Origin of the sequence: Bradyrhizobium sp. HKCCYLRH2015 (assembly GCF_051168215.1) — a bacterium.
Taxonomy (GTDB): domain Bacteria; phylum Pseudomonadota; class Alphaproteobacteria; order Rhizobiales; family Xanthobacteraceae; genus Bradyrhizobium.
The window spans coordinates 273,129-298,190 of the sequence record NZ_JBNPUO010000008.1; the positions used below are offsets into that span (position 1 = coordinate 273,129).

Annotated in this window: 20 protein-coding genes; 10 read left to right on the forward strand and 10 right to left on the reverse strand. The window is 62.7% G+C overall.

The features are described 5' to 3' along the window. The first annotated feature begins 288 nt into the window (after positions 1-288). Entirely contained in the window at positions 289-1,224 is a 936-nt protein-coding gene (locus ACQR1H_RS22165) for a DUF2493 domain-containing protein (RefSeq protein ID WP_434899772.1), read from the forward strand. A gap of 405 nt (positions 1,225-1,629) precedes the next feature. Here the strand turns inward: ACQR1H_RS22165 and ACQR1H_RS22170 are convergent, their stop codons facing one another. After that, positions 1,630-2,574: an AraC family transcriptional regulator gene (locus ACQR1H_RS22170; RefSeq protein ID WP_315718536.1), complete on the reverse strand. Its 945-nt coding sequence runs from the start codon at positions 2,572-2,574 to the stop codon at positions 1,630-1,632. A gap of 255 nt (positions 2,575-2,829) precedes the next feature. On the opposite strand from ACQR1H_RS22170, the gene ACQR1H_RS22175 reads away from it, so the two are divergent. The 7 genes from ACQR1H_RS22175 (at position 2,830) to ACQR1H_RS22205 (ending at position 12,706) form a co-directional block, all read left to right on the forward strand. Next, positions 2,830-4,707: an AMP-binding protein gene (locus ACQR1H_RS22175; RefSeq protein WP_434899773.1), complete on the forward strand. Its 1,878-nt coding sequence runs from the start codon at positions 2,830-2,832 to the stop codon at positions 4,705-4,707. Positions 4,708-4,730: 23 nt separating this feature from the next. Next, positions 4,731-5,702, forward strand: a complete 972-nt coding sequence (locus ACQR1H_RS22180; RefSeq protein WP_434899774.1) for an ABC transporter permease — start codon at positions 4,731-4,733, stop codon at positions 5,700-5,702. A 42-nt stretch (positions 5,703-5,744) separates the two neighbouring features. Beyond that, positions 5,745-6,758 carry a sugar ABC transporter substrate-binding protein gene (locus ACQR1H_RS22185; protein ID WP_015663990.1) on the forward strand — a complete coding sequence of 338 codons (1,014 nt, stop codon included), beginning with the start codon at positions 5,745-5,747 and terminating at the stop codon, positions 6,756-6,758. 79 nt (positions 6,759-6,837) lie between these two features. After that, entirely contained in the window at positions 6,838-8,955 is a 2,118-nt protein-coding gene (locus ACQR1H_RS22190; protein ID WP_315801471.1) for an ABC transporter permease, read from the forward strand. Further along, positions 8,952-10,046, forward strand: a complete 1,095-nt coding sequence (locus ACQR1H_RS22195; RefSeq protein WP_434899775.1) for a hypothetical protein — start codon at positions 8,952-8,954, stop codon at positions 10,044-10,046. The genes ACQR1H_RS22190 and ACQR1H_RS22195 overlap by 4 nt, the downstream gene beginning before the upstream one ends. After that, positions 10,043-11,539, forward strand: coding sequence for a sugar ABC transporter ATP-binding protein (locus ACQR1H_RS22200; RefSeq protein WP_434899776.1), 1,497 nt, complete (start codon positions 10,043-10,045; stop codon positions 11,537-11,539). Before ACQR1H_RS22195 ends, ACQR1H_RS22200 begins: the two co-directional genes overlap by 4 nt. A gap of 846 nt (positions 11,540-12,385) precedes the next feature. After that, positions 12,386-12,706, forward strand: coding sequence for a DUF736 domain-containing protein (locus ACQR1H_RS22205; RefSeq protein WP_006611602.1), 321 nt, complete (start codon positions 12,386-12,388; stop codon positions 12,704-12,706). A 111-nt stretch (positions 12,707-12,817) separates the two neighbouring features. Here ACQR1H_RS22205 and ACQR1H_RS22210 read toward each other — a convergent pair whose 3' ends face one another. From ACQR1H_RS22210 to badH, 7 genes are all read right to left on the reverse strand, one after another. Continuing rightward, positions 12,818-14,026, reverse strand: a complete 1,209-nt coding sequence (locus tag ACQR1H_RS22210) for an ABC transporter substrate-binding protein (RefSeq protein WP_434899777.1) — start codon at positions 14,024-14,026, stop codon at positions 12,818-12,820. 61 nt (positions 14,027-14,087) lie between these two features. Then, positions 14,088-15,269 carry an acyl-CoA dehydrogenase gene (locus ACQR1H_RS22215; RefSeq protein WP_434899864.1) on the reverse strand — a complete coding sequence of 394 codons (1,182 nt, stop codon included), beginning with the start codon at positions 15,267-15,269 and terminating at the stop codon, positions 14,088-14,090. Positions 15,270-15,321: 52 nt separating this feature from the next. After that, complete coding sequence (locus ACQR1H_RS22220; RefSeq protein WP_315801466.1) at positions 15,322-16,098, reverse strand: enoyl-CoA hydratase; 777 nt, start codon at positions 16,096-16,098, stop codon at positions 15,322-15,324. Between the two features lie 84 nt (positions 16,099-16,182). Beyond that, entirely contained in the window at positions 16,183-17,832 is a 1,650-nt protein-coding gene (gene aliA, locus ACQR1H_RS22225; protein ID WP_434899778.1) for a cyclohexanecarboxylate-CoA ligase, read from the reverse strand. Positions 17,833-17,864: 32 nt separating this feature from the next. Beyond that, positions 17,865-19,016: a cyclohexanecarboxyl-CoA dehydrogenase gene (gene aliB, locus ACQR1H_RS22230; protein WP_315801464.1), complete on the reverse strand. Its 1,152-nt coding sequence runs from the start codon at positions 19,014-19,016 to the stop codon at positions 17,865-17,867. 104 nt (positions 19,017-19,120) lie between these two features. Further along, positions 19,121-19,903, reverse strand: a complete 783-nt coding sequence (gene badI, locus ACQR1H_RS22235; protein ID WP_434867960.1) for a 2-ketocyclohexanecarboxyl-CoA hydrolase — start codon at positions 19,901-19,903, stop codon at positions 19,121-19,123. A gap of 24 nt (positions 19,904-19,927) precedes the next feature. Further along, positions 19,928-20,695 (reverse strand): 2-hydroxycyclohexanecarboxyl-CoA dehydrogenase, encoded by a 768-nt coding sequence (badH, locus tag ACQR1H_RS22240; RefSeq protein WP_434899780.1) that lies wholly within the window; start codon positions 20,693-20,695, stop codon positions 19,928-19,930. A 124-nt stretch (positions 20,696-20,819) separates the two neighbouring features. Here badH and ACQR1H_RS22245 point away from each other — a divergent pair, with 124 nt between their 5' ends. Beyond that, entirely contained in the window at positions 20,820-21,341 is a 522-nt protein-coding gene (locus ACQR1H_RS22245; protein WP_434899865.1) for a MarR family winged helix-turn-helix transcriptional regulator, read from the forward strand. Between the two features lie 293 nt (positions 21,342-21,634). Here ACQR1H_RS22245 and ACQR1H_RS22250 read toward each other — a convergent pair whose 3' ends face one another. After that, positions 21,635-22,096 (reverse strand): cupin domain-containing protein, encoded by a 462-nt coding sequence (locus ACQR1H_RS22250; protein WP_434899781.1) that lies wholly within the window; start codon positions 22,094-22,096, stop codon positions 21,635-21,637. A 109-nt stretch (positions 22,097-22,205) separates the two neighbouring features. Here ACQR1H_RS22250 and ACQR1H_RS22255 point away from each other — a divergent pair, with 109 nt between their 5' ends. Then, positions 22,206-23,759 carry a winged helix-turn-helix domain-containing tetratricopeptide repeat protein gene (locus ACQR1H_RS22255; RefSeq protein WP_434899782.1) on the forward strand — a complete coding sequence of 518 codons (1,554 nt, stop codon included), beginning with the start codon at positions 22,206-22,208 and terminating at the stop codon, positions 23,757-23,759. A 119-nt stretch (positions 23,760-23,878) separates the two neighbouring features. On the opposite strand, the gene ACQR1H_RS22260 is transcribed toward ACQR1H_RS22255, so the two are convergent. Next, positions 23,879-24,172 carry a hypothetical protein gene (locus tag ACQR1H_RS22260; RefSeq protein WP_434899783.1) on the reverse strand — a complete coding sequence of 98 codons (294 nt, stop codon included), beginning with the start codon at positions 24,170-24,172 and terminating at the stop codon, positions 23,879-23,881. Between the last annotated feature and the right edge of the window lie 890 nt (positions 24,173-25,062).

Here is a 25,062-nt window from a genome sequence, read left to right on the forward strand (position 1 = left end):
CAAGGGGATCTCGTCAGGGCGTCGGAGAGCCGCGCCGGGGCCTTCTGAGAGGCGATCGGACGGCGGGCGGTCCGGTCCGGCAATGGCGGTGCGTGGCTATTTTCCGCCAGCCCGCAAGCGGGCCTTTGCATCGCGAGGCAAAATAGCCGCGCACACCGCCATCCTCCGCTGTCGCTCCGGCCCGCTGCTCGAAGAGATCAGCGGGTTCTGGTCCGGTCCTCCCGCCGTCTTGGAGATCGCCATGGAAGGCCGCGATCGACGCGGTCACCGAACATAGACGAGGTCCCCATGTCCGACCAGCAAGACGAGATGCATGAGCCGCACGATACGCAGTCGAGCACCGACAACGCCCTGACCGAACTCCAGCTGTACGGCTACCGCCCCTTCGACGATGAGCCTGATCCTCGGCCGCTCCCTGAAGGCAGGGTCATCGCCGGCGCGGTCGCCGATATCTTCGACGCCCTGGTCGCGACGCTCTCGGAGACGCGCCTCGAGCCTGAGCTGAAGGAGCTCTTGTGGTCAACGGTCAACCTGTTCCACCGTGCCACGATGCGCATCGAGCGCGAGCTTGACGACAACGAGCAGGCGCAGCGTTCGAGTCAGCGCGAGCAGAACGGCTCGGAGGTGCGCTCGGTCGAGCTCGAGCGCCTGACGTCGGAAGGACTGTCACTGGTCGAGCGTCGCAACGCAATGGAGCTGTTCCGCGATCTGGCCGCCGAGGCCTTCGAGCTCCATACGCGATCGCCGTGGCGGCCGCGGTCGGGATCGCAGGTCAGCCATCGCACGCTGACGGCGGCCATGATCGACTCCCGCGATTTCCTTGCTGCCAAGCATCGGGCTGAGACGGAGGTCATGCTGCCGCCAGGCCCCAAGATCGCACTGACCGGCGGACCGGACTTCAATGACGTCGTACTCATCTGGGATCGTCTCGACAAGGTCCACGCCAAGCATCCGGACATGGTCCTCCTGCATGGCGGCTCGCCGAAGGGGGCCGAGCTGATCGCCAGCAAATGGGCATCGAACCGCAAGGTGCCGCAGATCGCGTTCAAGCCCGATTGGACAAGACACAATAAGGCCGCCCCCTTCAAGCGCAATGACGCCATGCTGGCGACGCTGCCGATCGGCGCCATGGTCTTCCCGGGCTCCGGGATCCAAGGCAATCTCGCTGACAAGGCTCGCCGCCTCGGCATTCCGGTCTGGACCTTCGGGCAAGGCGGCGCGTGAGCGCCGTCAACCGTGCAGATCCACTGCGTTCGTCCAAGCGGCTGTGGCGACATCCCAAGCGACTCCTGCGCTCGGCGTCGACATGTCTGTCTGCTTGAATGCGTCAGACCTGGTGGCGCAGGGGGGCATGGTGGTCGCTGACCGCCGCGACGATGCCTGCAACGGCAGCGCTACCTCTCGACCGGAATATCCCCGAACAGCTCTCGTGTTTGACGACGGTCCGCTACCTGCAAATGGATCAGCCTCTCGTCGCTGTGCCGACCTTGATGTGCCTTGCGATTGGCGGCACAATTGCTGGAAGGTCAAGCTGTCGAGTGAATCGAGGTTTGATGGTCGCGTGGACGGCGCGGACGTGTTGGAGCTCGGCGGAGTGCCTCATGCGCCGCTCGGCCACTGAGCATCGGCCTATCGTCGGCGTAGCTCGGACGGGCTATGCCCGAATTTCCGCCGGAACACGGTGCTGAAGTGTGACGAGCTGCTGAATCCCAGCTGGTAGGCGACCTCAGTCACCGACAACACGCGCTGCTCAAGTCGTGTCAGCATATCGTAGGACCGTTGCAGGCGCCGGTCGAGAATCCACTCCGACACCGACATGTCCGTGAGTCGAAAAAGATAGTGCAGGTGCCTGAGCGAGACCCCGTTGTTCCGTGCGATCTTCTCGAGCGAAAGGTCGTGGTCGGTGAGATGCTCCTCGATCCAGGCTTTGACAGAGCGCAGGCGGGCCTTCTGAGCCGTGGCGTCCTCGGAAAATTGGTCCTTGTCGCCCATGTCCAGGGCGAGAGCCAAAACATCCATCAGCTCGTCGCCGAGCCGCGACCTTGCCGCTTCATCGACCGACGATGCTTCCGATGCCAACGTCGAACAGAATTCGGCGGCGATCCGGCCAAGACCGCGTCCGGTCGCAATAGTCATCGCAACCGGAATCCGGTTCTCGGTGAATCGCGACGAAAACTCCTTGCGCGGAATCTCCAGATAGAGGGATCTAACCTTCCCTACGCACTCCAGATCGTAGGCTTCGGCCGCGGAGAAGATTGCACCTACGTGGGGATTCGTATTCAGCGTCTGGCCGGCCTGCAGGACGTTGATCTTGCCCTGTTGAACGAATTCGACGTAGTAGCAATCCTTGTCGAGCCTGGCGATGTGCCGCTCCCGTCGCGATATCCGCTGCTCCGACAGCAATACGTCGGTCATCGTCAGAACACCAAATCGTGCTTCCCGGATGAAGCCCTGATAGTCGGACCGTTGCTCGGCCTCGACGTCGACATGGACATAGACGTCGCAAATGGCGCCTTGCCAGGCAGCGTAGCGCTTGGAAGGCTCGAGGCTTTCCGTTGTGAACACGAGCTCCATCGGTCATCCATCGCGAGCAGCCCAAGCTGCATTTTGCATCGCACAAGGACCGTTCCGCAATTCTAGTTGCCCAGCGGCTCTACGCAAGCCAACTTTGCGCGGCCATGCAAAAGCTTTGCGCTCCGAGGCAAGCGTCACTCGGGGCGGCAAGCTAAGAGAACAAAAACGGGGGGAAGCAGTCGCGGATGCCGATGCGGGCGTGCGTGATTTGCCGTGCCAGGGACTGCAGCAATGGGGGGAGGCCTGCCTTCACCGATGACGACGAGGTTCACGCGCCCTGTCGGCTCCATTGCTGATATCGTGGCGCTGGAGCGGCTGCCATATGACACCCTCGTACCTGCGCGAAATCTGTATCACCTGTTCGAGGCGACCGCCCGATTGCATCCGGACCGGCAGGCACTGACCGTCCTGACACCTCGTGAATCCCGCGAAATCAGCCTCACTCACCGTCAATTGCTTGCCGACATATCCCGCGCGGCGAACTTGTTCAGGGCGTCCGGTATCAGACCGGATGGACCAACCGTTGCATTCCTCTGCCCGAGCCTGCCGCAGGTCTTTCCGGCCTTGCTCGGCGCCCAGGTCGCCGGCGTCGCGAGCTCGATCAACTATCTGCTGAACGAGGACGCGATCGTCGATCTCCTCGAAGCGCAGAATGCAGCGTTGCTTGTGATCCCGTCGGAAGCCGACGATCCGGCGCTCTGGCACAAGGCGAACAAGGTCGCCGCACGGGTCGGATCCTTGCAGAAGATCCTCGTTCTAGGTGAGGGTCGCGGCGCGAACGGCCGAATGGCCGCCTTTGACGAAGCCGCTTCGAGGCACCGAGATGCGCTCGATTTCGAACCGTCAAATGATCGGCGGTCGGTGTGCGCGCTCTTCCATACGGGAGGGACGACCGGACGTCCAAAGCTCGTCCGCCTGACACATGGCAACCAGATCCACGCCGCATGGGGCTTCGCCCAGGTTCACGGGTTCGACGAGTTGGACACCGCGCTGAACGGGTTTCCGCTGTTTCATGTCGGCGGCACCATGACTGCAGGTCTGTCGATTCTCGCCGCTGGCGGCCACGTGATCATTCCGTCACCCTACGGTCTGCGAGTCCCGGAGGTCATCCGCGACTATTGGTACACTGTCGAACGACATCGCGTGACGATCGTGAGCGGCGTGCCGACCTCCATTGCGGCTTTGGCGGAGGTGCCGATCGGGTCCTGCGATATCAGCTCGGTCCGGATGGCGCTGACAGGAGGTGCGGTGCTCCCGAAGGCGGTCGGTAACCGTTTCCAGGCCAGGACGGGAGTGAGGTTATTCGAGACTTACGGGATGACGGAGACCGCGGCGGCGATCGCGTTCAACCCGGGTCGCGGCGAGCCGCTTCAGGGCAGCGTCGGATTCAGGGCGCCGTTCTCGCGAACGAAGATCGTGGCACTGGGCGACCCGGAGCTGAGGAAGGAGTGTCCTCCGCTCACGAGCGGGCTGGTGCTGGCCAAGGGCCCGCAGGTATTCCCCGGATACGTCGATCCCACGCACAATGTTGGCGTCCTGACCGACGATGATTGGATCGTGACCGGCGATATCGGCTACCTCACCGCAGACGAGCGGCTGGTTCTCACAGGTCGGGAGAAGGACCTCATTGTTCGCAGCGGCCACAACATCGATCCCGCCGCCATCGAAGATGTCGCCAATGCATATCCTGGCGTGCAAATGAGCTCCGCCGTTGGCATGCCGGACGCCTACGCTGGCGAGGTACCGATTCTCTTCGTTGTGCCGTCGCCTCAGCAGACGATCGAGCTCGCGCGGCTCTGCGACTACCTCGAGCAGAATGTCCACGAGCCCCCCGCTCGCCCGAAGCGCGTGGTGGTGCTTGACGCGCTTCCAGTCACCGCCGTGGGCAAGATCTTCAAGCCGACGCTTCGCGATCTCGCTGTTCGGGAGAAGGTCAGGACGGAAGTCGATCGGATATTCGGTCCTGCAACCGCGGCGGACATCCAGGTCAACAAGGACGACAAGCTCAACACGGTCGTCTGCATTGCGGTCGAAACGATCGACGAGGTGGCGCTGGGCCGGCTTGCAGAGAGCCTGTCGGCGTTGCCGCAGACCTATCGTATTGAAGCGACACCGCCACGCGGGCGGGCGTAGTTGGGAATTGGTGAGAGCAAACGATGAAGCACTTTCGGCTTGGTCAACAGGAGATCGTGTTCGCCGTCTTCGCGGCGCTATTCCTGGCCTTCTCGATCTTCCTCAAGGGCTTCCTGACCGCCGACAACATGCTGACCCTGCTGCAGAACGTCGCCGTCCTCGGCATTCTCGGCCTGGCGATGGCCGTTGTCGTCATCGGGCGCGGCATCGATCTGTCGCTGATCGCTGCCCTCGCGGTCCCCGGCGGGCTCGTTCTGCAGATGGTGCAGAACGGTCACTCGTTGCCGGCCTCCTTGCTCGCCGCCGGCCTCCTGGCCGTCGCCATTGGTCTCGTCAATGGCTGGCTGATCGCCTATGCGGAGGTGCCGCCGCTGTTTGCAACGCTCGCGACCGGGCTGTTTGTTGCAGGACTTGGGCAAGCGGCGCTGTTCCAGCTCGACGTCGTCCAATGGAGCGACGGCATGGCGGGATTCGAGCGGCTCGGGCAGGGCAGCATCCTCGGCATTCCGACGTCGATCGTGATGTTTGCGATCGCCGCAATCGCTGTGTTCGTTCTGCTGCGTCAGACCCGTTGGGGGGCCTTTATCTACGCGGTTGGTGACAATCCGTTCGCCGCACGGGTGACCGGCATTCCCTCGCGCCCGATTACCGTGCTGCAATATGTGCTTGCCGCGGTGATCGGCTGCTTTGCCGGTCTCGTGATGGCGGCATCCGTCAACTCGATGCCCACCCGGATCTTCAACTCGACCATGATCTATGACGTGATCCTCGTCGTCGTGCTCGGGGGCATCGGATTGTCCGGCGGCCGCGGCGGCGTCGTGAACGTCATCATCGGCACGCTGCTGATCGGGACCATGCTGAACGGCATGACGATTCTGGATATTCCGTACGCCGGACAGAACCTGATCAAGGGTGTCGTCCTGCTGATCGCGGTGATTACGGATACGATCTTGAATCCGCGAAATGAAGAAACGGCCCAGCAAGGCGACATCTAGCTCAGTACCAAAAATGAAAACATCAAACGGGAGAAAACGACGATGCGCACGCATAGCTTAGCACTTGGAAGTCTGGTGGCGGTGACGCTCGCGGCGGCTGCGGCGCCGGCGCTTGCGCAGCAGGGGCTTGACGAGCCCTTTCAGAAGACCTTTCGCGAGGCGCTTGCGGGCAAGACGGTTGCCTACGTGCCGGTCGCCATGAATTTCGATCTGACGGAGGGCTGGTACGCGGGCCTGAAGAAGGAGCTCGAACCCTACGGCGTCAAGTTTGAGATTCGTGATCCCAACTGGAACACCAACGCGGGGGCGCAGGCCGTCACCTCGCTGATCTCTGAGAAGCCGGCGGTCATGGTGATCCACAATCCCGACGTCCAGACCTATGCCAAGCTGTTGCAGCGCGCCGAAAACGAAGGGATCTACGTTATCCAGATCAACATGGGATCGGCCTATCGCAGCTCGGCGTTCGTCGGCGCGAACTGGATCGAGATCGGTGAACGCCAGACCGAAGGCGTGGTGAAGGCCTGCCAGGGCAAGTCGAACAAGATCGCGATCATTCAGGGTGCGCTGTCCGCGGCCGCCAGTGCCTACACGCTCAAGGGCGTGGAGAACGTTCTCGCCAAGCATCCCGAAATCAAGGTGGTGTCGAGCCAGGCGGCCGATTGGGATGCGGCGAAAGCCAAGGCCATTACGCAGACCGTCCTGAAGCAGAATCCCGACCTGTGCGGCATCGTGGGCTTCTGGGATGGCATGGATATCGGCACTGCCGCTGCGATCAAGGAGGCCGGGCTCACCGGCAAGGTCTTCCTGGCAACATCGGGCGGTGGAGAGCGCAAGGGCGCCTGCGAGCTCGTGAAGAACGGCTCGTTCGATCTGAACATGAGCTACGACGTGCCGACGCAGGCGGCGCAGATGGCCGGAACGATCAAGTGGCTGCTGTCCTCGGGGGTGAAGGCGGGGTCGGTCAAGGGCTTCGAATACAGCACGCTCATTCCGATCACCAAGGAGAACGCTGACTCCCAGACGTCGTGCTGGAACCTCTCCGATCTCAAGAAGTGACGACGCTCCGCGGCGCGCGTTCCGGCTCGGCCGGGACGCGCATCAAGACGATTGCATAGGCAGTACCCATGGAAGGCAGATGCGCGAGACATTGACTCGGCTGCGATATCGCTACTGGCCCGACCATCTCCTCGGCGAGATCTTGTCCAAGAGGTGGACCGAAACCGCCGTTCCTGTGCTTCTGCTCCTGATCGTCGGCTTCGCATTGAGCCGGGTCCTGGAGCACTTTCTGTCCCCCGCGAGTCTCGCCGACACTGCGCGCCAGGCCGGAGAGATCGGTTTCATCGGTCTCGGAATGGGGCTTGTGGTCATCGTCGGCGGCATCGACCTGTCGGTCGGGTCGATGTTTGCCCTGACGGATTTCTGCGCGCTCTATCTCCTGGACGTTCTCAATTGGCCCGTTCCGGCAGTGGTCTTGGCGACCATGGTCGTCGGCGGGCTGCTCGGTGCCGTGAACGGGGTCTTGATCGGATATCTGAGACTTCGCGCCTTCATCGCCACGCTGATCACGCTGATCATCTATCGCTCGGCGTTCGATCTGCTGATTCAACGCTATTCGAATGCGATCGCGTCATCGCTTCCAGATATCCCCTCGTGGGATTTCATCGGCGGCGGGGATGTTCTGGGAATCCCGAGCGTCGCGCTGCTCTATATCATCGTCGCCATCGTCGGCCATGTCTTTCTGACGCGGCTGCGGCCCGGCTGGCACATCACGGCGATCGGCGGATCGCGCCGCTCGGCCTACAATTCTGGCATTCCGGTGCGGCGGACCATCGCGCTCTGCTACGTCGCGAGCGGCGTTCTGACCAGCATCGGTGCGTTGTTCTTTGCCGCCCGCCTCGGGACCGTGGGTGGCGACATCGGCGTCGGCCTCGAGGTGATCGTCCTGACTGCAACCGTCCTCGGCGGGATCACGCTCGGCGGTGGCAAGGGTTCGGTCGTCAAGTCGCTGGTCGGTGTGCTCATCGTCCTCCTGATGACCAACGGCTTGACGGCAATGAACGCGCGTGGCGGCGTCAACCGCATGGCGCTCGCGACGATCCTCCTGGCGGCCGCCATGGTCGATATACGCTGGCAGAAGAACCGCAACCGGATAATCAGCAAGGTCTACGTCGCCCCGACCTATCATGCGCTGCCGCCGCCACCCCCGACCGAGATCGGCGAGGGCGGCCCGTTCGAGCAGAACGACAAGCTTCGCGATGTGTCTCTCATCGGGCTCGGACGGATCGAGGCGCCGGAGGATGTCATTCTCGACCGCAACGACGTGCTCTATGCCGGCTCCCGTCACGGTGACATCATCCGGTTCTTTCCGCCGGACTACGAGCGGATGGAGGTGTTCGCCCATATCGGCGGCCAGCCGCTCGGAATGGCGTTCGACCGCCAGGACAATCTGTATGTCTGCATCGGCGGTATGGGTCTCTACCGCATCACGCCCGACGGAACCGTGGAGAAGGCCACCGACGAGACCAACCGCAGCCTGTATTCGGTGAATGACGACAGCCGTCTGCGGCTCGCCGACGATCTCGACATCACCGATGACGGACTGATCTTCTTCTCCGAGGCGACCGTTCGCTACGAGATGGATGAGTGGCCGGTCGACGGGCTGGAGGCCCGCGGCAACGGTCGCATCATCTGCTACGACACGAAGAGTGGAATGACCCACACCGTGCTGCGCGGACTTAAGTTTCCGAACGGCGTCGCTGTTGCCAGCGACGGTCAGTCGATCTTGTTCGCGGAGACCTTCGGCTGCTCGATCAAGCGATACTGGTTCGCTGGTCCGAAGAAAGGCGCGGTCGAGACCGTCATGGATAACTTGCCGGGCTATCCCGACAACATCAATCTGGCGTCGGATGGCAACTATTGGCTGGCGCTGGTCGGCATGCGCAGCCCTTCGCTCGACTTGGCGTGGCAGATGCCGGGCTTCCGGCGGCGCATGGCCAAGCGGGTGCCGATCGACGAATGGCTATTTCCGAACATCAACACCGGGTGCGTCGTCAAGTTCAACGAGCAGGGCCAGATCCTGGAATCCCTCTGGGACCTCAAGGGCGTCAATCACCCGATGATTACCTCGATGCGGGAACACCGCGGTTATCTCTATCTCGGCGGCATCGCCAACAACAGGATCGGGCGCTTCAAGCTGGAGAACGCCGATCCGGACTTCGTACACTACGATACGCGCTGGAGGAGGCATTCGTGATCGCCGCCATCCGTGAATTCGCAAACCGCTTGCTCGGCCGTGGCGATGCGACCATCACCGTTCCGTCGTTCGACGGGGCGCTGAAGGCCAATCAGGTGCTCGAGGCAGCCGAAACGCTCCTCGAATGTGAAGCACCGGAGGATATTGCGTCCGACGGCCGTTCCCTTCTCATCGCCGACGGCGCGCGACTCCTGCGTTGGACCGGGTCGTCGCCTGCGGAGATCCGCAGGTTTGCGCGGCCGATCTCTGCGTTGGCGATGCTTCCGTCCGGCGGTCTAGCCGTTGCCATTGGCGGCACTGAGGTTCATATCTATGATGCCATCACCGCCAAGACGCCGGTCTCGATATTTACCGGTGAGTTGCGCGCCGTCAACGCGCTTGCGCCTGCAGGCGACGGCGCCCTGATCGCAACCGATGGTTCGTCCTCGTATGAGGTTGGCGATTGGGCGCGCGACCTGATGGAGCTCGGTGATACCGGCCGTGTCTTCAGGCTCGATCCGCGGACGCAGGCGATGCAGCAGCTTGCGGGCGGGCTTCGCTACGCCTTCGGTGCCGTCGCAAACGGCAACGACGTGCTGGTCAGTGAAAGCTGGCGGCACCGTCTGGTCTCGATCGCACCCGGCGGCACGCGCACGGTCGTGCTCGGTCACCTGCCGGTCTATCCCTCCCGGCTTGCACCGGCGCATGGCGGCGGCTTCTGGCTGACGGCGTTTATCGCCCGCACGCAATTGGTCGAGTTCGTGCTGCGCGAACCGGCCTACCGGCGCCGCATGATTGCTGAGATCGAGCCTGACTATTGGGTGGCACCACGGCTCAGGTCCGGCCAGTCCTTCAAGGAACCGCTGCAGGGAGCGCACATCAAGACCATGGGTGTCATGAAGCCGTGGGCTCCCCCACGGTCGTACGGACTCGTCATCCGGCTCGGTGCCGACGGACTGCCGGTTTATTCGCTTCATAGCCGCGCTGATGGCGTCAATCACGGCATCGTCGCTGCCGTCGAATTCGGCGCCGACCTCGTCATGATCGCAAAGGGGCCGGGCAGGGTGCTCAGGCTGCCTCTTGCAACCCTTGGCCGGGAGGTCCTTCCATGAGCGAGGTCATCCTGTCCCTGTCGAAGGCAACCAAGCTGTATGCCGGCGTGCCAGCGATCGAGGGCGTCGATTTCGAGCTGCGGCGGGGCGAGATCCACGCGCTGGTCGGCGAGAACGGCGCAGGCAAGTCGACCTTGACCAAGGTCATGGCCGGCGTCGTGGCCTTGACGTCAGGTGCAATGACGGTCGATGGCGTCGCGGTGTCTCCCAGAACGCCGCTGGAGGCGCGGCATCTTGGCATCGCAATGGTGTTTCAGGAAAACAGTCTGGTGCCGACGATGACCGTGGCGCAAAACCTGTTTCTCGGTCAGGAGAGATTTTATAATCGGCTGCGTGGCATCTACATCGCGGCTCAGCAGTTCCTCCAATCTCTCAATTTCGACGTCGCGCCGACGGCGACCGTCGGCGGCCTGGGCGCGGCCAAGAAGCAGATGGTCGAAATCGCCCGCGCCGTGCTGCACAAGGCGAAAGTCATCATCTTTGACGAACCCACGGCGACGCTTACGCCAGAGGAGAAGAAGTATTTCTTCGATTTGGTGCGGGATTTGAAGAGGCGCGGTGTTTCGATCGTCTTCATCTCGCACGCGCTCGAAGAAGCCTTGCTGCTGGCCGATCGCATTACTGTCCTGCGGGACGGCAAGCACGTCGTCACCGACGACGCCTCGGGATTCGATCGAGCGCGCATCGTTCAGGCCATGGTCGGCCGAAATCTCTCGAATACGCTCTACGGTGTGCGGAAGGACAAAGTGCGCCCGGCCGGCAGGCGCGTGTTGACAATACAGAATCTCAAAATGGCGCCGATGGTCAGGAACAACTCATTGTCGGTGTTCGCGGGCCAGATCACGGGCGTGTTCGGACTGGTCGGCTCGGGCCGAACCGAGACCTTTAAGATCGTCTCGGGTATTCTGAAGCGTGATTTCTTTCACGGTGGAGAAATTCTGCTCAACGACAAGTCGGTGCGATACCGCGTGCCCGCGCCGGCCGTGAAGGCCGGAATCGCCTATGTCACCGAAGACCGCAAGGTGGAGGGCTTTTTCGAGACGGCCTCGATCGCGCGCAACATCTATCTGGGTCTGCTTGCCAAGTTTCCGGTAGGGCGAGCCTGGTTGTCACGTCGTGAAAGACATGAGGTCGGTAAGACCTGGATCGAACGTCTCAAGGTTCGCGCCATCGGCGACGAAGTCAAGGTTGTCGAGCTTTCCGGCGGCAATCAGCAGAAGGTTGTCATCGCGAAATCATTGATTCAGGAACCGGAGCTGATCATCTTTGACGAACCGACGCGCGGGGTCGACGTCGGGGCCATCGTCGAAATTCACGAGTTGATCAACAGGCTCGCCGATGAAGGCAGAGCCGTGGTCGTGATATCCTCCTATTTGCCGGAGATCATCGCGCTATCCGATCGGATCCTGGTATCAAGGCAAGGCAAGGTCGTCGAAGAATTCTCGGCGATCGAAGCGACCGAAGAGAAGATCATGTATGCCGCCATCCACTGATGCGCGCGGCCTCCAATCGATCAGATCCCTTTTCTCTCGGCTCGGGGATCCAGGGCAACCTCGCCGACAAGGCGAGCAGGCTTGGCATTCCGGTGTGGACTCCTGGCCAAGGCGGCGCGTGAGCGCGTTAACTCTGAATCTCTTCTTGCTGAAGCGGCCCGCGCCGATATCCCAAGCGATTCTCTGCACTCGTCGTCGAGATGCATGTCTGCTCGAATCGTGTTGCACGTGGTGGCGTGGGAGCGCCTTGGTCGTCTGACGCGCTGATTGGGCGACGATCCCTGCAATCCCGCAACAATTGCTTTTCGTCACGGCCTCTTGCCTCGTTCTCAAGCAGCTTAATCGGATCGCTAGCGCTGAACGACGGGGCGTCGAGCTCCATCGGAGAGCTAGTCGCGACCCTGCTTGAAACGGCTGGACCCCCTTTCGGATCTCGACTGTCCCCGGCCTTTCGCCGGGCGTGACGGACGTCTGGCAGCCAGGAGCACACATCAGCACTCGCTTTTCTTCTCCGTGGCTTCTGATCTTACGCCTGATCATCCCGATCTCTTGTGCAGCCTCAATGTACCATGTCTCTCCCGTGAGCTGATCAGACTGCGACGTACCTTGCCTCGTGATGGCTTGATCTGGCCGAAGGCCGGCTGCGCCTCGATCGCCTTAGCGCAACGCCGCCGGCCAACTTTCTTCCCCTGGGCTGAAGCCCATTCCTCGCGGGACAAGAAAGTTGGCCGGCGCCGTCCTCCGCTGCCGCTTCAGCCCTTCGGGTGCGCCGTCGCTCGCCTTTCGTCCGAGATGCGCCATCGAGGCCGCGGTGGTCGTGGCCCGAAACAGCCAAGGAGAGACAAAATGGCTTCCATCGGTTCCTTCAAGAAGGTCGGCGACGATTTCCAGGGAGAGATCATCACCCTGAGCCTCAAGGCCAAGGGCGTGCGCATCGTCCCCGAGGCCAACCGCTCCAGCGAGAATGCGCCCAGCCACCGCGTCTACGCCGGGCGTGTCGAGATCGGCGCCGCCTGGGCACGTCGCTCCGAGGAGGGACGCGACTATCTCTCGCTCAAGCTCGACGACCCCTCCTTCAACGCCCCGATCTACGCCAACCTGTTCGACGACGAGGGCGGCGAGGGTTACACGCTCCTGTGGTCGCGGCCGCGCAAGACCGCCGAGTGAACCGATCGCGCCCCGTCCGGATCTGCTGGGCGGGGCGCATCGCAGTCGGCTGGCCGTTCCGGCTGCGCGGATTGCTCCTCGCTGGTCTGACGTCGGGAAGCAACCGAGACGTTATTGCGCCAACGGGCAGTTGCCGTCGGCCAGAGGGCGAAATGCGCGATCGGCCGGGATCGTGGCAATCACCTTGTAGTAGTCGAACGGCTTTTTCGATTCCTCTGGCTTCTTCACCTCGACCAGATACATGTCGTGAACGACCCGGCCGTCGGCGCGCACGGCGGTCCTGCCAAACAGTGGATCGTCAAAGGTGCCGGCGTCGCGCATCGCCGCAACGACGGCTGCGCCGTCCTTGGAATGGCCGACCGTCTCGACGGCCCGCAGATAGGCCAGCGTGGCCGAATAGGTGCCGGCCTGACTCATCGAGGGCACCTTGCCGTTGTTGCGCTTGGCGAACCGCTCAGCGAAGGTCCGTGTCTTGTCGTTCAGATCCCAGTAATAGGCTGTGGTCAGCATGAGCCCGTTGGCCGCCTTCAGGCCGAGCGCATGGATGTCGTTGATGAAGAGCACCAGGCCGACCAGCTTCTGCCCGCCGGCGACGATGCCGAACTCGCCGGCCGTCTTGATCGCGTTGATCGTATCGGTGCCGCCATTGGCGAGGCCGATGATCTCCGCTTTCGAAGCCTGGGCCTGCATCAGGAAGGACGAGAAATCCATCGCGTCGAGCGGGTGCCGGACGGAGCCAAGAACCGCGCCGCCATTGGCTTTGACGACGTCTCCAGCTTCCTTCTCCATGGTCGTGCCGAAGGTGTAATCGGCCGTGAGAAAGTACCACCTCTTGCCGCCGTTCCTGACGATGGCCTCGGCCGTGCCGTGGGAATTGGACCATGTATCCCACGTCCAGTGCAGCGTGTTCGGCGTGCAGGATTTTCCGGTCAGCTCGGAGGTGCCCGCCGTGGTTGCGATCAGGACCTTGTTTCTGTCCTTCACGAGGCCCGCAAGCCCGAGGGCGATGCCGGAGGTCGGGATGTCGATGATCATGTCGACGCTTTCGGCATCGATCCAGCGGCGAGCGATCGCGCCGGCGATGTCGGTCTTGTTCTGCGCATCGCCCGAGACGAGCTCGACGGACAGTTTCTTCGAGCCCGCGTTGAAGTCCTCGATCGCCAGCTTGGCTGCCTCCAGAGACCCTGGGCCGCTGAAATCGGAATAGGGCCCCGACATATCGCTGAGCACGCCGATCTTGACCGGTGTCTGGGCGACTGCGCCCGAAGCGCCGAGCACGAGAGCGAGCAGTACGGCACTTGCCTTTAGAACAGTGTTCATAGGTTTCCTCCTGCAATTTGGTTGTTGGTTGATCTGACTGGGGCCAGCGCCTCGGAGGCGTTCAGTTGAATGCAGCGATGCCCGTGATCGCGCGCCCGACGATAAGCGCGTGAATGTCGTGCGTTCCCTCGTAGGTATTGACGACCTCGAGATTGACGAGATGGCGGGCGACACCGAACTCGTCGCTGATGCCGTTGCCCCCCATCATGTCGCGTGCGGTCCTGGCGATCTCGAGCGCCTTGCCGCAGGAATTGCGCTTCATGATCGACGTGATCTCTACGGGGGCGGCCCCCTCGTCCTTGAGACGGCCGAGTCGCAGGCAGCCCTGGAGCCCGATGGTGATCTCCGTCAGCATGTCCGTGAGCTTCTTCTGGACCAGCTGGTTCGCCGCGATCGCGCGGCCGAATTGCTTGCGGTCCATCACATATTGCCGGGCGCGCAGATAGCAGTCCTCGGCAGCGCCGAGCGCTCCCCAGGCGATGCCGTAGCGCGCGCTGTTGAGACAGGTGAACGGTCCCTTGAGACCGCGCACCTCGGGAAAGGCGTTCTCCTCGGGACAGAAGACGTCATCGAGCACGATCTCGCCGGTAATCGAGGTGCGCAGCCCGACCTTGCCGTGAATGGCCGGCGCGCTGAGGCCCTTCCAGCCCTTCTCCAGAACGAAGCCGCGAATGGCGCCGTCATCGTCCTTTGCCCAGACCACGAACACGTCGGCGATCGGACTGTTGGTGATCCACATCTTCGCGCCGGACAGGCTGTAGCCACCGGCCACCTTGCGCGCCCGCGTGATCATGCCGCCCGGATCAGAGCCGTGGTTCGGCTCGGTCAGGCCGAAGCAGCCGATCCATTCACCGGACGCGAGCTTGGGAAGATATTTTTGCCGGGTCGCCTCGGTGCCGAACTCGCAGATCGGAACCATGACCAGCGAGGATTGAACGCTCATCATCGATCGATAGCCTGAATCGACCCGCTCGACCTCGCGCGCAATCAGCCCGTAGCAGACGTAGTTCAGGCCCGCGCCGCCATACTGCGATGGGGTCGTCGGTCCGAGCAGCCCGAGCTCGCCCATGCTTCTGAAAAGACGGGGGTCGGTCGTCTCATGGCGGAAGGCGTCCAGCACCTGCGGCAGCAGCTGCTCCTGGCAATAGGCATGCGCGGTGTCGCGGACGGCGCGCTCCTCATCGGTGATCTGCCCGTCGAGGGAAAGAGGATCGTCAAACTGGAAGATCTGGCGGGCCGTCATGGACATCGAGCGCTCCTGTCGAATGGAATGGAAGGGATCACATGGCCCAAAGCTAGCGGTGGACGAAGACGGGCTTGCGCTTGTCCAGGAAAGCCTTCATGCCTTCGCGCGCATCCGCAGTTGCAAAGCGGGCGTGGAGTTCGCGACGTTCGAAGAGCGTCCCTTCGCTCAGCGGCTGCTCGAAGGCGCGGTTCACGCATTCCTTGAGCGCCATCAGCGCTGGCGCGGAGAACGAGGCGATGGTCGACGCGAGCCGCATGGTCTCCTCGCGAAGCCGTTCGTCGTCGACGACGCGGGCGACCAGGCCGTAGCGATCGGCTTCGTCGGCGTCGAGGGTGCGGGCCGACAGGCACATGTCCATGGCCTTCGCCTTGCCGATGGCGCGAGGAAGCCGTTGCGTGCCGCCCGCGCCGGGCAGGAGACCGAGCTTGATCTCCGGCAGCCCGAATTTGGCGCTGCGGCCCGCGACGATGATGTCGCAGGCCAGCGCGAGCTCACATCCGCCGCCGAGCGCCAGCCCGGCGACGGCGGCAATGACGGGCTTGCGCACCCGGCGAATGGTTTCCCAGTTGCGCGTGATGAAGTTGGAATTGTAGACGTCGCTGTAGCCCCAGTCCGCCATTGCTGCGATGTCGGCGCCAGCTGCGAATGCCGTTGCCGACCCCGCGATCACGATGGCGCCTATCGCGTTATCGGCGTCGAGATCCAGCAACGCTGCGCCGAGCCTGTCCATCAGCTCGTCGTTCAGCGCATTCATCACCTTCGGACGGTTGAGCGTGACGAGTCCGACACGTCCGTTGCGTTCGATTAGTATGACTTCGTCTTGCACGCGCGTTCTCCATCGCGCCGCCGGCGCGTTTCGATTGACAGATTCGAGAAGTGCAGCCGGGACGCGCGGGGCGCGTGAGCGAGCCTAGAGCTCGCCGGCCTTCAGCATGTCGCGCAGCCTGAATTTCTGGATCTTGCCCGACGGCGTCGACGGCATCGCGTCGCGCACGATGAGCTTCTCTGGAATGTACTGGATCGCGAGCTTGTGCGATTTGAGAAATTCGACCATCCCGGGGAACTCGATGGTCTGTCCGGCCTTGGGTACGATGACGGCGCATGCCCGCTCGCCGAGGCGCTCGTCGGGATAGGCTACGATCGCGACCTGTGCGACTGCGGGATGTTTGTAGAGCAGCGCCTCGAGCTCGACGACGGGAATGTTTTCTCCGCCACGAATGATGACGTCCTTCGAGCGTCCGCTGATCCGGATGTAGCCGGCGGGCGTGATGTAGGCCAGGTCTCCGGTATCGAACCAGCCTTCGGCGTCGGTGCCGTTCCACTGCGGCCGCTTGAGGTAGCCGCCGAAGTTCGAGCAGGCGCGCACGAGGAGCTTGCCGGACTGTCGCGGCGGCAGCGGCTTGCCGTCGGCATCCACCACCTTCAGCTCGACGCCGGGGAGAGGGCAGCCATCGGTGGTCGAGGCGAGCTTGTCGTCGTCATCCAGGTTGATCAGCGTGACCGCGCCATTCTCCGTCATGCCCCAGGCCGAGACGATCTTGGCGCCGAGGCCCGCCTGGGCCTGCTCGGCCAGCGGACCTGGGATCGGCGCCCCCGCGCACAGGAAGCTCCTGAGAGAGGGCACCGGCTTGCCGGTCTCGGTCACGGTGCGGGTCAGATCCGTCAGGAACGGCGTGGATGCCATCGTGAAGGTCGCCTTCTCGGCGCGGATCAGGTCCACCGCCCGGTTCGGCTCCCAGACATCCTGCAGGACGGCGCTGGCCTTCAGCATGATCGGCATCATCAGGCCGTACATGAAGCCGGTCTGATGGGCCATCGGGGAGGCCATCAGGACCACGTCGTCGGCGCCGAGCTTCAGGCGCTGGGCATAGGGAATGATGTTGGCCATCAGCGTGTTCGCGCTGTGCATCACGCCTTTCGGCTCGCCCGTCGTTCCCGACGTATAGATGAGCTGCGTGATGTCGTCCGGGCCGGGGCGGGCCGAGCCGAGGATGGCCTTCGCATCCGTCGCCGTCTCCCATTCCGGCAACGTCAGCAGCGCGTCGAAATCGTCGGCACCGCCGCCGCCGATGACGACGAGGCGCGTAAGCGACGGAAGCTCGGGCATGAGGCCCCTCAGCATCGCCTCATGGTCGAAGTTGCGGAACGCCTTAGGGACGATCATCACCTTGGCTTCGCCGTGCCGAAGCATGAAGGAGAGCTCGCGCTCCCGGAAGATCGGCATCAGCGGGTTGATGACGGCGCCGATCCGGCTGCAGGCAAGGTAGAGCAGCGTGAACTGCCACCAGTTGGGAAGCTGCATGGCAACGACGTCGTTGCGGCCGACGCCGAGGCGCGACAACCCGATCGCCATCCGGTCCGCCAGCGCTGCCATCTCGCGATAGGTGAAGCGACGCACGGTGTCGGTGTCGGTGTCGAGGCGGACTGCGGTCAAAGCGATCTTGTCCGGGCACGTCGCCAGACAGGCGTCAAGATCGTCGTTGATGGTTCGGTCGTGCCAGTGGCCATTGGCAATGCTGGCCGCGCGGCGCGGCCCGAGCAAGACGGCATCGAATTCCATGGCTTCCCCTCCCGTTCGTTCGTTGTTTGATGTCAGGCAGGCACGGCCGAGCGTCCCGCGCGCGCGCGTGCGATGATCGTTTTCATGATCTGCGCCGTGCCGTCACCGATCTGGAAGCCGAGGACGTCGCGCAACCGCTGCTCCATCACGCCACGGTCGTAGCCGCCATGGCCGTGCATCAGCAGGCATTGATGGATCACGTCGTAGGCGAGTTTCGGCGCCCACCATTTGCACATCGCCGCCTCGGCGCTGTGGGGGAGGCCCTTGTCCTTCAGCCACAACGCTTGCAGGCAGAGCAGTCGTGCAGCCTCGACCTGCGTATCGAAATCGGCGAGGGGATGCGAGACGCCTTGGAAGGCCGACAAGGTCTTGCCGAACGCCTGCCGCTGCGCGACATACTGCCAGGTTTCGTCGAGCGCCGCGCGCGCCACCGCCAGCACCTGCAGTCCGATCAGCGCGCGCGAGAAGTCGAACCCCTGCATGACCTGCACGAAGCCTTTGTTCTCGTCGCCGAGGCGATGCGCGCCGGGTACACGCACGTTCTCGAAGAACAGCGACCCGCGTCCGATGGCGCGCTGGCCATGACAGTCGAACCGCGAGCGCGTGATTCCGGGCAGGTCGAGCGGGATCAGCAACGCGGTGATGCCATGTGCGCCGGCTTCGACCGTGCCGGTCCGTCCGAATACGACGGCCGCATCGGCCTGGTCCGCAGCCGAGATCGAGGTCTTCTCGCCATTGACGATGTAGTCGTCACCATCGCGCTCGATCCGCAGCCGCAGATTGGCCGCGTCGGATCCGCCGCGCGGCTCGGTGAGCGCAATCGCGAACAGGGCCTCGCCGGCCATGAGGCGCGTGAGCCAGGGTGTCACGATCTCTGGCTTGCCGTGCTGTGACAGGATCTGTCCGTTCAGCGAGGCCAACAGATTGATGTAGGACATCGAGAGGTCGGCGCGGGCAATCTCCTCGTGGATGACGCCGGCCGCGAGGGTCGCCATGCCGAGGCCGCCATATTGCTCGGGTAGTTCGGGGGCGATGAAACCCATCGTGCCCATCTCCTTCATCAGGCCGCGATCGAGAACGCGGGTGCGGTCGCGCTCCTGAAATCCCGGAACCAGCCTGTCTGTCGCGAAGCGGCGCGCCTGGTCGCCAAGCGCAACGAGGTCTTCGTCGAGATACGGATTCATCGGCACGTCCTCCCGGATCTGGTCACGTTCGCATGGCTGCCCCTCGGAGACGTCTCCGAAGGGCAGACGGCACGGCATCGCCAGCAGCGATGCCGCCTGTGCTGCTACTTCACGAACTTCCGGAATTCCGGCTTCCGCTTCTCGGTGAGCGCCTTCACGCCTTCGCGGGATTCTTCGGTGTCGTAATAGAGCTTCAGGGCATACATCCCCATGCCGGCGATGCCGGCCTGGTGGGCGGTGTCCATGTTGAAGGAGCGCTTGGCGATGGCGATAGCGGTCGGGCTGCGTTCACAGAGCTCCTCGCCCCAGGCCTGCACCGTCCGGTCCAACTCGTCGTGCGGCACGCAGAGGTTTGCAAGGCCCATCGCCTCGGCTTCCTTGCCGGAATAGCGCCGGCACATGTACCAGATCTCTCGCGCCTTCTTCTCGCCGACGACGCGGGCGAGGAAGGCGGTGCCGTAACCAGGATCCACAGAGCCCATCTTGGGACCGACCTGGCCGAAGATGGCCTTCTCCGAGCAGATGGTCATGTCGCAGATCGTCGCCAGCACATTGCCGCCACCGATCGCAAAACCCTGCACGCGGGCGATGACAGGCTTGGGAACGTCACGAATGGCCGTATGCAACTCCTCCATCGGCAGGCCGATCGTGCCGCGCCCGTCGTAGTTGCCGTCGTGCGCCGATTGGTCTCCGCCGGTGCAGAAGGCGCGGTCGCCGGCGCCGGCGAGCACGATGCAGCCGACATCCTTGTCGTACCCTGCCTTGTAGAGAGCCTTGATCAGCTCGTCGCAGGTCGTGCCGCGAAAGGCGTTCATCTTGTCCGGACGGTTGATGATGATCCAGGCGACGCCGTTGCGGACCTCATAGATCAGATCCTGAAACTGCATGGTATTCCTCCCGTCTTTTCCTGTTCAGCCGTTCATTGTCAGTCCGCCGGACACGCTGAGCACCTGTCCGGTCACGAATGCAGCGTCATCGCTGGCGAAGAAAAGAATGGCGCCGGGAAGATCATCCGGCTGGCCAATGCGGCCGAGCGGGATCGAGCGCGTGAAGGCCTCGACCAGCTTCTCCGGATTGCCTGCGCCCCGCTTGTAGTCGGCGAACAGAGCCGTATCCGTCGGTCCCGGGCACACCACGTTCACCGTGATGTTGTGGCGGGAGTGCTCGCGCGCGATCGTCTTGGAAAACGCGACGAGCCCGCCCTTGCACGCGGCATAGACCGCCTCGCCCGACGAGCCGACGCGCGCAGCGTCCGATGCAATATTCACGATCCGGCCGGACCGGCGGGCCGCCATGCCGGGCAGGACGGCATGGTGCATGTGCAGAGCGCCGGTCAGATTGATCGCGATCAGGCGCTCCCAGTCCTTCGGCTCGGTCTTGGTGAACGGCTTGAAGATATCCCAGCCTGCATTGTTGACGAGGACATCGATCGGGCCGAGCTTTGCCTCGGCGGCAGCGAGCGCGGCATCGACGCTCGCGCGGTCGGTGATGTCGCAGCGAAAGGCCTCGGCGGTCTGTCCAGCGCCGCGAATGCCGGCCGCGACCGTTTCGGCGGCTTCCGGGTTGAGATCGAACACGGCGACCCTTGCGCCTTCGGCCGCAAACCGGCGGCATGTCGCGCCCCCGATTCCACCGCCGCCGCCGGTCACGATGACCGTCCTGCCGTCGAAACGTGCCATCCTCGCATCCTCCCTGTCGAAATTGCCGGAGTCGCCTTTTTGAGCGATCTTCGCTTGAGCAGTGACTATTTATGCAACATATTGTCTTAAATAGCATGCGATGACCGAGGATGCAAGTGGAGCAATGATGGAAAACCCTGTGCTTTCAGGCGAAAAATCTCAAGACACCAAGATTCAGCTGGCTAACCGATTGTTTTTTAGGCTCTATCAATGTGCTAATATGTTGCATAAAACGGGGTCGAGGGCCGTGCAGGAGGAGGGGCTGACGACCCAGCAATGGGCCGTGCTGGGCGCGCTGTCCCGCCCCAAGGCGCAGAGCGGGATGAGCATCGGCGACCTTGCCGAGTACCTCATGGTCAGCCGACAGAACCTCGCGGGACTCGTCGGCCGTATGGAGCGCGACGGACACGTGACAATCGCTCAGGACGAGCGCGACCGTAGATCAAGGCTCGTCACGATGACGGAGACCGGGCGCCATGTCTGGCAGACGCTCGCGCTGCCGAAGATTCATACCTATTACGATCACGTGCTGGCGGATTTTTCCGTCAACGATACGGTGCACGCTCTGCACTATCTGCTGAAGATTCTTGAAAGCATGAAAAGGCTCGATGAGGGCGACAATCAATCCGAAGACGAGCAGGCCTGAGACAACATGGATCGAACCGCTGCGCTATCCTTCAGAGCCCGTCGGAGACAAATGCGGAGAAAAAACGATGAGCCTCGCTAGGAACGCGGAACCTCTGAGCGAAGCTGCTAGTAGTCATTCGGCTGGGTCTGCTCATAGCACCCAGCTTCCGGTCCTCAATTCCGCGATGGGGCAGAGCGACCTTCCTGCTCTCGCACCACTCAATTGCGCTTGAAATCCGGGATCGGACGCCCTGGCCATACCCTACGGGTCCGTATCGAGGCACAAGCGGCCATTGCGCCGCAGGACCAGGTTTAGGTTCGTGTTGTCAGCGTCGATAACTGGTCGGTATCGTAGCGGTCTCGCAGCTCGGAAAGCGCCTTCGGATCGGGGGCGCCGTGAGCAGTGAGCTTCGCAAGCTCTTCGAAATAGCGCTCGTGACCAGGCGGAGAGACGGTCATCAGCACCCGGGCCGGTTTGTCGCTCACATTGGTGATATTGTGCGGTACGCCCGGAGGGATGAACAGATAGGTTCCCGGCGTTGCACGGATGGTATTTTCACCGGCATGCCACTCGCATTCACCTTCAAGCAAGTAGAAGGTCTCCTCCTGCACTCGGTGAACATGCAGCCCGGTGGCGAACCCCGCCGGGATTGTCCAGTCAAACATGCTCGTGTGTTTTGTATCCTCGCCGGTGACGAGGAATACCATCGGATGGCCACGCAACATGACGCCCTTGGTCTCGCCGACCATGCGGATGACTGGTTTCGCGCTCATTTGTGCTCCCTCCGCGGGCCGCGCCCTTGCGCCGGCAACCGCCGCGACAATCTGCCGGGTCTGCCCCGGAGTCGTGAAACAGCTGCCAAAAATTTGCTAAAAGCTTCGCATGGCAGTGAGCGACGACGTCTACAAATTCGGTCCGTTCCGCCTCGATCCGGAGGCTGGCATCCTCTCGTATGGAAGCGAGCCGATCATGCTCGGGCAGCGCTCCGTCGCGCTGCTGCGGCTGCTGCTCGACCTGGCGGGCGCGCCTGTGTCCAAGGATGCGCTGATCGAAGCCGGCTGGGGCGGACGAGCGGTTGCCGACAACAACCTCACGGTTCAGATCGCGGCCCTACGCCGGGTGTTGGCCGAGGCGGCGGACGCCGAGAGCTGGATCGAAACGCTACCGCGCCGTGGCTATCGCTATATCGGTCCCGCGGTCACACGCAGCGACCCGCGCGGTGGGCAGATAGGTCCGGCGCTCGTGCCGCCCGAGAAGGCATCCGTGGCCGTGCTTCCATTTTCGAACCTGAGCGGCGACCCCGAACAGGGATATTTCGCAGATGGCATGGTCGACGACATCATCAGCGGTTTGTCGCGCATCAAATCGCTGTTCGTGGTCGCTCGTAATTCAAGCTTCACCTATCGGGGGCAAGCAGTCGACATCGAGCGGGTTGGGCGCGAGCTCGGCGTGCGCTATGTGCTCGAAGGCAGCGTGCGGAGGGCCGGCGGCAGCTTGCGCGTGACCGCTCAGATGATCGACGCATCGACCGGCGCGCATCTGTGGTCCGAGCGCTACGACCGCCGCTTCATCGATATTTTCGCGCTGCAAGACGAGATCGCGCTGTCGGTTGTTGGGGCGATCGCACCGAGTGTGCGGCGTGCCGAAATTGATCGAGTGAAGCGCAAGCGTCCCGAGAACCTCGATGCCTATGACCTCGTATTGCGGGCCCAGTTGGACGTCGATTCCGGGATGCCCGAGCGGGTGACGCGTGCGCTCGTGCCGCTCGAACGTGCAATCGAACTCGATCCTGCGTACGCACTGGCATACGGTAACGCGGCAATGTGCCACCATTGCCTCTTCCTACGTGCCGGCCTGCAAGAAACAAATCGTGCCGCCTCAATACGCCATGCTCGTTCCGCGATCCTCCACGGTCAGGATGATGCGACAGCGCTGACGCTTGCAGGATTTTCGATCGGCATGGATGGGCATGATCGAGGCGCTGCTTTCGCCGCCTTCGAAGCCGCGCTTGCCATCAGTCCGTCATCGGCGCTGACCTACATTCTCGGTAGCGTGATTCTCGGATGGAGCGGAGAGGCAGAGCGGGCCATCGAGTGGAGCGAGCAGGGCATGCGGCTTAGTCCGTTCGATCCATGGGCTTTCGCCGCCTTCGATGCGCAGGCGATGAGTTATCTATTGCGGGGCCACCACCAGGAGGCTTGTCGCGCTGCCTACAAATCCGTTCAGGCCAATCCAGCACACAGCATCACCTATGTGCAGTTGGCTGCTGCGCTCGTCAGACTCGGTCAACTAGAGCAGGCGAGGGTCGCTGCTGCGCGAGTGCTCGAACTTCATCCGACCTTTCGCTACAGCCGCCAGTTTTCCGGCGTGAACTGTGCACCAGAGCTGGCGGACGTTCTTGGCGCTGCATTGCGGGCCGTAGGGCTGCCTGAGTAGTGCGACGTTGACGCTCACCATTCTGATCGACAAGCATGTAAATGCCTGCTCGACATCGAACCATCGCCAGGGAACGGCAAGCAAGCCGACCTCGTAGACAAGAGCGGGCCTTGCGGGCGTCAGGTCGATCTTTCTTCCAGTACCTTCCCATCGCGGACACAGAGCCGGCGATCTGGTTTAGAGCTCCGATCAAATAGCGTCCATTGCGGATCTCCGTCGGCGGTCATGAAGGAAACGATTCTATGCCCATTTGAAAGACCGATCGCTATCTCGGCAAGCTGTCCAAACAGCTGAAGTTCGATTGCCTTGGCATTCTTGAGGCCGAAGAAGATCGGTTCCCAAAGGGAGTCGTCATTCGAACTTCCGCACAGGATAGAGTTGCCCCGTTCAATCCTCCAACTCCACTGGATCATGACGCCAAACTCGCCCCGCCTGGGCTACGTGGTTCGCCGTTTCTATGTGTCCGCTCCCGGAGTTCGCCGAACTCGAGAAAGATCGCCGAGCCGTAGCCGCGCCACACGTGGGCCAGATCCAAGCCAATCAACCGGCATCGGTAGTGCTCGATCAACGTATGCATATAGACTCATCGGTCGAAAATGGATCCTGATAGGGTTGCACCGAATTTCGCAATCAGACAAGAGATCGCTCATCATCATGATGATCCCGGAATAGGCGGTCTCGCGGCTGGCATCTGACGAGTGGAGATGTGCTCGGGACTTGTCTTCAGGTCAATCATCGCGCCGCAGAAGCAGCGCGAGCGGCCTGACTTGGTCTGGGTGGGCAGAGGACATCCGGCCTCCCACATCTGATCCTTCCAGGCGACGAAGGCCTGATGCTGGCGCCATTCGTCGAAATTCTTGCTGTGACCGATTCGATAGGAAGACGTTCCATGCGGCCTGGAACGCGTCGCGCGCCTGCTCATAGGTGCCGGCGCGGCCGAGTTGTTGCTCGCCTGGATGACTGCCTGGATAGAAGCCGCAGAACCCTGCCAGACGGGCGAACCGGAGGAGCTTCTGGCCGCTCCGCGATCGTTCCTGCCTCGGCTTCGCCGAAGCATATGCGCCAGGTCTCGTTTGGCGAGCGCGGATCGCGGCGACGGGTGAGTATGGGCATGGCGCATTGATTCCAGTCCGGTGGCTGAAAGGAAAGCCGCTACGCCTTGGGTGCAACTACATCGCCGTCCTCAATCTCTGGGCCGGGCGGTTCGGGAACCTGAATGGCAGCGCTTGGTCTTGAGCTCGATCGATAGCTTGGATTGCACGGCGGTGTGCATTCCTGCCCGGCGGCGAGAGATCCGGGCTAT

Excerpts from the sequence above, each read along its gene's own strand:
- ACQR1H_RS22165 (WP_434899772.1), top strand. The coding sequence starts at position 289 with ATGTCCGACCAGCAAGACGAGATGCATGAGCCGCACGATACGCAGTCG.
- ACQR1H_RS22255 (WP_434899782.1), top strand. The coding sequence starts at position 22,206 with ATGGCAGTGAGCGACGACGTCTACAAATTCGGTCCGTTCCGCCTCGAT.
- ACQR1H_RS22190 (WP_315801471.1), top strand. The coding sequence starts at position 6,838 with ATGCGCGAGACATTGACTCGGCTGCGATATCGCTACTGGCCCGACCAT.
- ACQR1H_RS22250 (WP_434899781.1), bottom strand. The coding sequence starts at position 22,096 with ATGAGCGCGAAACCAGTCATCCGCATGGTCGGCGAGACCAAGGGCGTC.
- aliA (WP_434899778.1), bottom strand. The coding sequence starts at position 17,832 with ATGGAATTCGATGCCGTCTTGCTCGGGCCGCGCCGCGCGGCCAGCATT.
- badH (WP_434899780.1), bottom strand. The coding sequence starts at position 20,695 with ATGGCACGTTTCGACGGCAGGACGGTCATCGTGACCGGCGGCGGCGGT.
- ACQR1H_RS22185 (WP_015663990.1), top strand. The coding sequence starts at position 5,745 with ATGCGCACGCATAGCTTAGCACTTGGAAGTCTGGTGGCGGTGACGCTC.
- ACQR1H_RS22180 (WP_434899774.1), top strand. The coding sequence starts at position 4,731 with ATGAAGCACTTTCGGCTTGGTCAACAGGAGATCGTGTTCGCCGTCTTC.
- ACQR1H_RS22205 (WP_006611602.1), top strand. The coding sequence starts at position 12,386 with ATGGCTTCCATCGGTTCCTTCAAGAAGGTCGGCGACGATTTCCAGGGA.
- ACQR1H_RS22260 (WP_434899783.1), bottom strand. The coding sequence starts at position 24,172 with ATGATCCAGTGGAGTTGGAGGATTGAACGGGGCAACTCTATCCTGTGC.
- ACQR1H_RS22215 (WP_434899864.1), bottom strand. The coding sequence starts at position 15,269 with ATGACGGCCCGCCAGATCTTCCAGTTTGACGATCCTCTTTCCCTCGAC.
- ACQR1H_RS22210 (WP_434899777.1), bottom strand. The coding sequence starts at position 14,026 with ATGAACACTGTTCTAAAGGCAAGTGCCGTACTGCTCGCTCTCGTGCTC.
- ACQR1H_RS22175 (WP_434899773.1), top strand. The coding sequence starts at position 2,830 with ATGACGACGAGGTTCACGCGCCCTGTCGGCTCCATTGCTGATATCGTG.
- ACQR1H_RS22245 (WP_434899865.1), top strand. The coding sequence starts at position 20,820 with ATGATGGAAAACCCTGTGCTTTCAGGCGAAAAATCTCAAGACACCAAG.
- ACQR1H_RS22170 (WP_315718536.1), bottom strand. The coding sequence starts at position 2,574 with ATGGAGCTCGTGTTCACAACGGAAAGCCTCGAGCCTTCCAAGCGCTAC.
- aliB (WP_315801464.1), bottom strand. The coding sequence starts at position 19,016 with ATGAATCCGTATCTCGACGAAGACCTCGTTGCGCTTGGCGACCAGGCG.
- ACQR1H_RS22200 (WP_434899776.1), top strand. The coding sequence starts at position 10,043 with ATGAGCGAGGTCATCCTGTCCCTGTCGAAGGCAACCAAGCTGTATGCC.
- badI (WP_434867960.1), bottom strand. The coding sequence starts at position 19,903 with ATGCAGTTTCAGGATCTGATCTATGAGGTCCGCAACGGCGTCGCCTGG.